Origin of the sequence: Synechococcus sp. H60.3, assembly GCF_047462295.1 — a bacterium.
Classification (GTDB): Bacteria; Cyanobacteriota; Cyanobacteriia; order Thermostichales; family Thermostichaceae; genus Thermostichus.
This window is the reverse complement of sequence record NZ_JANSIY010000036.1, coordinates 15,891-22,622: the sequence shown is the minus strand read 5'-3', so window position 1 is coordinate 22,622 and position 6,732 is coordinate 15,891. Positions and strand designations below refer to the sequence as shown.

Below are 6,732 nucleotides of genomic sequence, written 5' to 3'. Positions count from 1 at the left end.
CTTTGGCATGATTTGCTCCCTAGAAATTGTGAAGCAATACATCCAGAATCAGTCAGAGGGTGCTATCCATCCCCACCGTCTATACGGTGGGGAATTCCGCACCTTACGTTAACTCTTGCCTAATGCCTCTGAGCACCTGGCATCCTATTTGGGGTGCCATTTTTCGAGTTGGCCCATGAAACCCGGGATCCTGATCTCAGCAGCAGCCGACCAAGAAGCCGCCTTGCTCGAGCTGCTCACACAGCAGCGCGCCCTGGTCTCGCGGTTTTGCTGGATTGTCGAGGGATCCCTAGCCGCCCATTTGACCCAACACCCCAGGCTGACGGTCAAAACCGTTGCCTCTAGGGCAGAATGGCATGCTCAACTTCTTGAGGATAGTACCCAAGCCGTCATTGCCCTCTGGGATGCGGCAGCAGATCCGGCTGGGTTGACAAAGTTGGTTCAAAATTGCCAAGAAGCAAATCTTCCGTTGGCGCTGAATGTGCCCACTGCTCGAGCGCTGCTGCTCTCATTGGCGGAGCAACGCCTGGGCTATTTGATCTTCAACCCCATTGCTGGCCAAGGGGATGAAACTCAACAACTGGCCCTATTGCGGCAGCGCCTATCCGTCGGGATCCGCCTGCAGGTGTTGCTGACTGAACCGGGGCGCGATGCCAAAAGCCTGGCAGAAGAGGCCCTGGCCGCCCGGCCCGATCTGATCATCGCTGCCGGTGGCGATGGCACGGTTTCAGCCGTGGCCGGGGTACTGTTTGGCTCCGGCATTCCCCTGGGGGTGATCCCGCGCGGTACGGCCAATGCTTTTGCCGCGGCGCTGGGGATCCCAACTGATTTGGAAAGGGCTTGCGATCTAATCTTGGCCGGATCGACACGGGTGATGGATGCCGTTCGCTGCAATGGGCAGCCGATGATCCTGCTGGCCGGGATCGGGTTTGAAGCGGAAACGGTCGAACGTGCCAGCCGCGAATTGAAAAGTCGCTTGGGATCGCTAGCCTACTTGCTGGCGGGGTTACAACAACTGGCGAACCAGCAACCCTTTCAAGTGACGCTCCAAGTGGATGGAGCCGAGCTGCAGCACTTGCAAGCCACTGCCCTGACCATTGCCAATGCTGCACCGGCCACCTCTGTGCTTGCCCAGGGCCGTGGGCGTGTCAATCCGACGGATGGGCAACTGGATGTGACGGTGGTGCGCGGCCAGGATGACCCCAATTCAGGCAGGCTGTCCCAGACTTTGGCGCGACGGGTGCAATCCCTCGGGGATATGGTGCATCTGTTGGGGGCCTCTCTGGCCAAGCAGGTGCCGAAACTGAACGGGATTCTCACCCTCAAAGCTTCCCGCATCCGGGTTGAGGCAACCCCACCCCAAAAGGTGGTCGTCGATGGGGAAGTGGTGGGCACAACCCCCGTCCAGATCGAGGTGATCCCAGGGGGACTGACCGTGATTGCACCACCTGTGCGGAAACCCAACTCCGCCGAAAAGCTCGCCATCTTCTGGGTAAGGCGGATCTCGCCGAGCCTGACCCTGCTGAGCGCAACCGTTGGCCTGGGCGGGATCCTCGGCTCGGCTCTGGCCCTCTGGGGACTGACTCTGGCTTTGCAAGGACTGGCGCCCTCCAGTCAAGCCATCGATGTATGGATTTTGCAATGGCTGCGCCGGGCCAGCCCTTGGCCGGATCCCCTAGCCTAGGTGGGGTGGGGGTTAGGGCATCCGATTGGGCTGGTGAGCTTGACCGCCTGTGGATGGGTTTTGCTCTGGCGCAGCCAACAAAGACGAACGGCATGGGGGCTGTTGGTTGCAGCCTTAGGAGCTGCCGTGATTGCCGGGATCCTGCAGCCTACCTTTTCTCGCCCCCGACCAGATCTTTGGGATCCCATCCTGTCGGAGACAGGCCACAGCTTTCCCAGTGGACAGGTCATCGCAGCAACGGCAATCTACGGTCTGTTGGGCTATCTGCTGGCAAGGTATTATCCTGCTCAGCGGCGCTGGATCGGGGGAGGAGTGCTGGGGATCCTAGTCCTCATTGGTTTCAGCCGGGCCTACTTGGGGTTGAATTGGCCCAGCGATCTGCTGGCGGGATATAGCCTGGGGGCTTTGTGGTTAATTTTTTGCATCACCCTTCTGCGGATTCAGTGGATGCGCCAGACGGATAGCCGCGGCCAAGCAAGGTAGTGCATAGGTGCAGAATCCTGAGGTTGCGATACACTACCCAGATACGGCCCTTTGTCCGTTAGTTGCAGCACCCGGATCCCCAGCCAAAAGCTTTTAGGATGGGTCGGTGGATCCCGGAAAAGGGCTGTTATCTCTTGTATCTCAGCACCCTAAATATCCTATGACTGCTACTTTTGCTCACACACCTTTGGCGCAAACCCTTCTGACCCGTCCTTCCTGGGTTCGGGATTTAATGCTGGTGTTGGGGGGAAGTTTGTTGGTAGCGGCACTGGCGCAGGTGCGGATCCCTTTGCCCTTTACCCCAGTACCCATCACCGGACAAACCTTCGGCGTGATGCTGGTGGGGGCAGGCTTTGGGGCAAGGCTGGGCTTTCTTGCCTTGCTGCTGTACCTGCTGGAGGGGCTTTTGGGGTTGCCCTTCTTCAACGGCGGCGGCTCTGGGCTCAGCCACTTAACCGGAGCGACAGGGGGCTACTTGCTGGCCTTTCCCCTGGCTGCAGGGCTGATGGGCTGGTTTGTGGAGCGCTGGGGGGTGGATCGCAGCCCTTGGAAGATGGCAGCGGCCATGCTCTCCTGCTCGGTTTTGATCTACGTCTTGGGAGCCACCTGGCTGGGGGTATGGCTGAACGAGAATGTCGGCCCCACTTCCGTCTTGGCCGTGCTCACCAAAGGCGTGTTCCCCTTTATCCCCGGCGATCTACTGAAGTGTGTGCTGGCAGCAGCCCTGCTGCCCACCACTTGGCGCTGGCTGGGGCGGGAGAAGCCGACAGCGGATCCCAAGTCGTCCTCAAGCTAGGGCTTGCCCAACAGCAGCCTGATGGTGTAGGGCCAGCCTCCCGAAAATCTAAAAAAAAGATGATATCTACCGCAGTTTGGCCTTTTTTCTGAGATCCTAGGGACTGTGATCAAAACGGTGTTCAAAGCAACAGATTCAATGGAGCGCTTCTCTATATCGCTCTAGGGTTTTATAAGTCGCTGACTGGTCGCGACAAGCCCCTTTATGGGGCTTTTTTTATCGGCTTCACAAAAAAGGTGAGATGAGGCCGACCCTGACTTGCTATAGTCAATTTAGCTTGATCGGCGGGAAACCCCGCACTGTATGGGTAAATTGTGTTGACTCAAGAGCCAATTCAGTTTCGGGATGAAAGCCGTTTGTGCTTCAATTGAGGAGAACAAGTTAAATCGCTGGAAAGTTTCCCTGACTGGTTCCCGCCATGGGTCGCACGGTGGCAGCATGCTGAGACCTCTGTACAAACAAGTCTATGAAGCGTGAAGCCTGTACTCTATCGGTGCGCGCAGCGGGGCGTAAGCCATGTTGTGTTGACTCAACGAATAGGCGGGTGGGGTTTTTAGTAGCCCTGAAGCTCGCTCACAAGAACTCCGTCCCGCCGACGCAAGTGGCAGCGTTAAAATCTGCATCCCCTTCCCAACCACAGGCCGGGTTCACACAACGAAAACGCTTCCCTTCCCGCTGGCCAAGCCACAGGCAGCGGTGACAGGTCTGCAAGTGTAGGCAGGCGGAACCGCCACAACCTTGACCTCTGCTCTTGCTGCCTTGTAGTGCAAAAACTGCCTTAGCTGGTGGAACGCCCAACTGTTCAACCGCTAAAGTTGCGAGAGCAGCTTTCCTCCCCGCACTAGAGTGCGGGGCCTCCAGCTTTACCTTCTGTGAGGTCTTCCATTCAAGCCATAGGCTAGGGGTCGGCAGAACAAAGTCTGGAGCCTGCCCCAACTCCACGTTGCCACCTTGCCGTCACACCCTAACCCTCTCTTCCCAAGGAGGAAAGCCGGGATTGCCTACAGAGATAGGCCCAGCTTCAGGCCCAGCACAGCATGGGCGAAGAGCACGCAGAGGATGAGGCTGCCCAAGTAAGCATGGGTGGTGCGCAGGGCCTCGCGGTTGCCCCCAAAGCCACTTAGGGACAGGGCACCATTGGCTGCCAACAGCAGCAACACCAGGGATCCCGTCCAAAAATGGGGGCTGCTCAGCAGGGGCTGGCCCTGCATGACTAAGGAGAGAAGGCCGCCAGTGTAGCCCAGGGCAATGAAGGTGGCCATCCAGGGGGCCAATTTGCGGTGATCCAAGAGCGGCTTTTGGGCCGATTCCGGCAGGGATCCCTCGGCTGCCAGGCGCAAGACCCGCCCCCGCCAACCGGTCAGGCCGACGAAGCTGCCCATGACCACCACCACAATGCCCATCATCAAAGGATGTCCCCATTGCACAATGGGCTGGGGCAGGTTGAAGCCGGCAAAAAACTGGGCCACCGGCTGCAAGGCAGCCGTCAACCCATCCGAAGCTGCCGACAGATTGGGCAGAGCCACACACAGCATAGGGATCCCTCCACCTTTGGAACAACTACAACTTTTTAACCAGTCTCCTTAACAAATCTACAACAAACCCACCTTCGATGACAGATGCCGGTGGAAAGCTTCAGGGGATGCAGCCGCAACGGTAAAATATCTAGCGGTGAAGCTGTGGTCGGCCACAGCTCCTCGGCTACCGCCTGCTAACGAGCAAAACGGAGTTATTCACATGGCCAAGTTGTTGTTGGGGGATCAATCCTTTGAAGTCGAGCTGCTGATGGATGTGCCCACCAATTGGCCTGGAATTAAAGTCATGTCCAAGGGAGCTAAGCTGGATATCCCAGCAGGAACAGTGGTGAGGGTGGAGTCAGAAGATGACCATGTAACCGGCTCCTACAAGGTGGTTTATCGTTTGGCTCCCGCCTATCCCCGCAGTTGGCGGCTGCTTTTGGAGCGGGAGAGCGCGGCTCCTGCACCTCAGGCGGAAGCGGCCCCAGCCGCTCAGGTTGCCCCCTCGGCGGCCTCGTCCCTACCCAACAGCGACAAGATTTTCACCCTCAAAGTGTCCGGTTTGGTGGGAGGGGGCGTGCGCAAGAGCGTTGTCGAGTACAAAGTGCCCTTCAGCCGGCTCTCCCAAGAAGTGAAGCGCATTACCCAAAGGGGGGGCAAGATCGTCAGCATTACGGAGTCCAATGTGTTGAGCAACCTCGACTGACTTGCCTGGAAAGCTTCTGGGCGGTGGCTCTGCCGCTACTCCTGTGGGCTGGGGTACTACCTGGGCGAGGAAAGGGATCCCTGGCTGTTTTTGAGGAAACCACTGGCAAGGGCTTCCCCATCCCCAACCAGGAGATGGGGTGGTAGGCTGACGTTGGTTTTGCCGGTGAGGAGAAGGACATGACGTCTCGACAGCCGCTGCCGCGCCGGGGCGGCCATCCAGTCCCTAGGACAAAAAGGGGATCCCCCTTCCCGGGCCGAAGTCTTTCTGGGCAGCGACCGCCAACCCAGTTGCGCTTCCGGCTGCTCCGCTTCTTGGCTTTGTTGGTTACAGTGCTGGGGTTTGGGACGGGAGCCCTGGTGGCCTGGGCAACTGCTCATCCCGACTGGGCCAGCCGCCTGCCGGCGCTCTTGCCGCCTCTGGCCGAGATCCCTGCCCCCCGCGCCCAGGCCAAGGCCGCCCAACAGCGCCCGCCCCTCCCCCAAGAGCCGCAACTGCAGCGGGATCCTTTTGCGTTGGCTCCCTTGGCCAGTCTCTCCTACGTGCCGGCCATCATGTACCACGACGTGGTGGCTGGCCGCAAACAAGTCTGGTTTGACACCACGGTAGCCGAGCTGCGGCAGCACTTTGAGGCCATCAAGCAGGCGGGGCTGACTCCCATCCGCATCGACCAGCTCTACAAACACCTACGGGACGGGGATCCCTTGCCGGAAAAGGCCATTTTGCTGACCTTTGACGACGCCTACCTTGGGCTTTACGAAAACGCCTACCCCCTCTTGAAGGAGTACAACTACCCCGCCACCTACTTTGTTCAGACCGGCTTTGTCGGCGTGCCCACGGACAAAGATCACTTCACTTGGGATCAGATGCGGGAGATGGATGCCAGCGGGCTGATTGACTTTGCCGCCCACACCGTCAACCATCCTCCCGACCTGCGGCTGCTGGACGACACCCGCCTGCGGCGAGAGGTGTTGGACTGCAAGAGCAAGCTGGAGCAGGAGTTGGGCCACCCCATCCACTACTTTGCCTATCCGGAAGGCAACCGGGACGAGCGGGTGAAGCAATACCTGGCGGAGGCGGGTTACCGGATGGCCTTCACGATGGATCCCGGCTTTACGGGACAGTCGCCCAACTTGCTGGAGGTGCGCCGCTTTAACCAGTTTCGCCTCACCGAGGCCATTGTTGGCGCCCGCACCTTTACCCTTGGCCGCAGCCCCGACTACTGGCTGGATGGAACGCAACCCTTGACCCTGACCGATGAGGTGATCGACAGGGTGCGGGTGCTAACCATCCGCGGCGGACGGGCAGCTACAGTGCACGCGGAGCGACGCTACGAGGTAAGAACCCTAGTCCAGCGCTACCAGGCCGATGCCGGCATTAACGGCAGCTTCTTCTCCATCCCTTGGATTAACTCGGCCAGCAACGTCATGGTGGGGCCGGTGATGGCCGCCAACCACAAGACTTTCATCCCCGGTCGCCCCGAAGATGACAGGGTCATCCGGGGCCGGCCTTTGGTACTCCTAGGCAGGGATCGGCTGCGCTTTGT

Annotated in this window: 7 protein-coding genes and 1 pseudogene; 5 read left to right on the top strand and 3 right to left on the bottom strand. The window is 59.2% G+C overall.

Going from position 1 to position 6,732, the window contains the following annotated elements; all coding sequences use genetic code 11:
• Nucleotides 1-175: 175 nt before the first annotated feature.
• The 3 genes from NW841_RS05770 to NW841_RS05760 all read left to right on the top strand — a co-directional run bounded on the left by NW841_RS05770 (nucleotide 176) and on the right by NW841_RS05760 (nucleotide 2,963).
• Entirely contained in the window at nucleotides 176-1,684 is a 1,509-nt protein-coding gene (locus tag NW841_RS05770; protein ID WP_414385779.1) for a YegS/Rv2252/BmrU family lipid kinase, read from the top strand.
• A 102-nt stretch (nucleotides 1,685-1,786) separates the two neighbouring features.
• Nucleotides 1,787-2,167, top strand: a complete 381-nt coding sequence (locus NW841_RS05765; RefSeq protein ID WP_414385777.1) for a phosphatase PAP2 family protein — start codon at nucleotides 1,787-1,789, stop codon at nucleotides 2,165-2,167.
• A 160-nt stretch (nucleotides 2,168-2,327) separates the two neighbouring features.
• Complete coding sequence (locus tag NW841_RS05760) at nucleotides 2,328-2,963, top strand: biotin transporter BioY (protein WP_414385774.1); 636 nt, start codon at nucleotides 2,328-2,330, stop codon at nucleotides 2,961-2,963.
• A gap of 573 nt (nucleotides 2,964-3,536) precedes the next feature.
• Here NW841_RS05760 and NW841_RS05755 read toward each other — a convergent pair.
• Together NW841_RS05755 and NW841_RS05750 are read right to left on the bottom strand one after the other, a co-directional pair.
• A pseudogene (locus NW841_RS05755) lies at nucleotides 3,537-3,772 on the bottom strand (zinc ribbon domain-containing protein); the annotation flags it as partial.
• A 192-nt stretch (nucleotides 3,773-3,964) separates the two neighbouring features.
• Nucleotides 3,965-4,498 (bottom strand): DUF4079 domain-containing protein, encoded by a 534-nt coding sequence (locus NW841_RS05750; RefSeq protein ID WP_414364201.1) that lies wholly within the window; start codon nucleotides 4,496-4,498, stop codon nucleotides 3,965-3,967.
• A gap of 202 nt (nucleotides 4,499-4,700) precedes the next feature.
• On the opposite strand from NW841_RS05750, the gene NW841_RS05745 reads away from it, so the two are divergent.
• On the top strand, nucleotides 4,701-5,186 hold the full coding sequence (locus NW841_RS05745) for a phycobilisome linker polypeptide (protein ID WP_414385771.1): 486 nt from the start codon (nucleotides 4,701-4,703) through the stop codon (nucleotides 5,184-5,186).
• A 56-nt stretch (nucleotides 5,187-5,242) separates the two neighbouring features.
• Here the strand turns inward: NW841_RS05745 and NW841_RS05740 are convergent, their stop codons facing one another.
• Entirely contained in the window at nucleotides 5,243-5,404 is a 162-nt protein-coding gene (locus NW841_RS05740; RefSeq protein WP_414364204.1) for a hypothetical protein, read from the bottom strand.
• Between the two features lie 72 nt (nucleotides 5,405-5,476).
• On the opposite strand from NW841_RS05740, the gene NW841_RS05735 reads away from it, so the two are divergent.
• The coding region (locus NW841_RS05735; protein WP_414385770.1) for a polysaccharide deacetylase family protein at nucleotides 5,477-6,732 on the top strand (1,256 nt) is incomplete at its 3' end.